The sequence below is a fragment of the Andreprevotia chitinilytica DSM 18519 genome (assembly GCF_000711875.1).
Classification (GTDB): domain Bacteria; phylum Pseudomonadota; class Gammaproteobacteria; order Burkholderiales; family Chitinibacteraceae; genus Andreprevotia; species Andreprevotia chitinilytica.
Map to the genome: position 1 here is coordinate 1 of NZ_JONM01000058.1, position 2,501 is coordinate 2,501.

The window sequence follows — 2,501 nt, forward strand, 5'->3', positions numbered from 1 at the left end:
CTGCAATCCACCGGCAACCTCACCGCCACCAGCGGCGGGGCACTCACCACCACCGGCGCAATCGGCGTCGGCGGCAATGCCAGCCTGACCTCGACCGGCGACCAGACCCACACTGCCGCGCTGCAAGTGGTTGGCAACCTGACCAGCCAAGCGGGTGGCAACCTCACCATCGCCAACTCCGCCACCGTCGGCAAAGACCTCACCCTCACCAGCGGCAACACGCTGCAAGCACACAGCCTGCAAACCCAAGCCGGCGCGCTGACCGTCACTGCGGGTCAAGACCTGCAACTGTCCGGCCAGAACATCGCCCAGAACGCGGCCACCCTCACGGCGCAACACGGCAGCGTCACCGTCCAAGACCAGCTCGACGGCCACGCTGGCGTCAGCATCGCTGCGCAGAACGCCATCACCGTGCCCGGCACCATCAACACCGCCGGCCCGCTTGCGCTGCAAACCACTGCGGGCGACATGACCGTCAGCGGTCAGCTCAACAGCAGCCAAGCCCTCGCGGCGCAATCCGGTGGCCAGCTCAGCATCACCGGCCAAACCCAAAGCGGCACCACCACCGCCCTGACCAGCACTGGCGCGACCACCGTCGCCGGCACCGTGCTCACCAAGACCGACCTGAGCATCGCCAGCGGCGGCCCGCTGCAAGTGACTGGCACGCTGCAATCCGGTGGCACCACCACGCTGCAATCGCAGACCAGCGCCAACATCGGCGGCACGGTCACTGCGCTGGGCCAATTGAACGTGCAGGCGCAACGCGATGTGCAACTGAACGGTGCCCTGAGCGCCGCCGACGCCGTCACCGCCCAGTCCACGCTCGGCAATGTCGCCATCGGCCAAACCTTGCGCGGTCAAAAGAGCATCGCCGTCACTGCCGCGCAAGATGTCCGCCTCACCGGCCAGCTGCAATCCGGCGACGACGCCACGCTGACGGCGCAAACCGGCAGCCTGTTCGTCGATACGTCCGCCGCGCTAGTCAGCAACGGCCAAGCCAGGCTGCAAGCGCAACAGGCCGTCAGCCTCGTCGGCACGACGCAGGCGGCAGGCCCGCTGTCGATCCAGACCAGGCAGGGCGACGTAACGCTCAACGCGGGGCTCTACAGCGGCCAGAACCTGACCGTTCAATCCGGCGGCCAACTGAATCTCGGCGGCTGGACCGAAAGCGTCGGCGCGACCACGTTCACGGCCGCCAGCGCAACCAACCTCTACGGCAACGTGCACACGCAAGGCGACCTGAACGTCACCAGCGGTGGCCCGTTGCAAGTGAGCGTGCTGCAGTCCGGCGGCAACATCAGCCTGCAATCGCAAGACAGTGCCCTTCTCGGCGGCACGGTCCTGACGACGGGCCAGCTGGACGTAAAAGCGCAACGTGATCTCTTCCTGGTTGGCCCGATCAGCGCCGTTGGCAATATCACGGCCACCGCGCAAACCGGCAGCCTCACCGTCGCCCAGCCCGCCAAGCTGATCGGCCAGCAAGCGGTCAGCCTGACCGCGGGCCAGAACGCCCGCATCAGCGGCGCGGTGCAGTCCGGCAGCGATACCACCCTGACTGCCACCGCTGGCGAAGCCGGCATCGATGCCACCGGCAGCATCACCGCTGGCACCACCACCCACGCCGGCCAGCTGACCCTCAATGCCGCCACCGCACGCATCGACGGCACGGCCGCCGCCACCGGCAATGCCAGCGTCAACGCGACGCAAACGATCAGCGGCAGCGGCAGCCTGCACGGCAATCAGGATGTGCAACTGACGGCCGGGCAGGGCGCAGCCGCGCTCGCCAATGCGCAAGCGGGCGGCAATCTCACAGTCAACGCCGGCCAGTCGATCACCCTCGGCACGGCGCAAGCGCTTGGCAACGTGCAGCTCACGGCCGGCCAGGATGTCAACGTCAGCACCGCCACCTTGGCGGGCGGGCAACTGACCGTGACGGGGCAGCAAGGCAACGTCAGCCTGTTCGGGCAGACCGCCGCCGGCCAGAACGCCACGCTCACCACCGGCCAGACCCTCATCACCCAAGGCACGGTGCTGGTGAAGGGCGATGCCACGTTGCAAGCCGGGCAAAACCTGACCAGCACCGGCAGCCTGCAAACCGGCGGTGTGTTGAATGCCACCGCCGGCAATGCGCTGACACTGGCCGGCACCACCGACAGCGTGGGCAACGTGCGCCTGCAATCCGGCGGCGACTCGGTGCTCGGCAAGGTCTCGACCAAGGGCACCCTCACGGCCACCGCCGGGAACAACCTCACCGTGAACGACCAGCTCGTCACGCTCGGCGATGCCAGCCTCACCGCGACGAATGGCAATCTATCCATTAATAGTCAGGGCAGCCTGAACGCCGGCGGCAACGCCACGCTGCGTGCCGGGCAAGACGCCACCCTGACCGGCACCACCCAAGTCGTCCAGAACCTGCAGCTGGGTGCCGGTCGCGACGTCAACTTGCAAGGCACCCTCGGCCTCGGCCTGCCCAATAGCGGCCAAGGCACGTTCACCGCCAC

Annotated in this window: 1 protein-coding gene; it reads left to right on the forward strand. The window is 67.7% G+C overall.

Features of this window, described 5'->3' with window-relative positions:
• Positions 1-2,501: beta strand repeat-containing protein (locus BR41_RS24775; protein WP_035061502.1), on the forward strand; the 2,501-nt coding region annotated here is incomplete at both ends.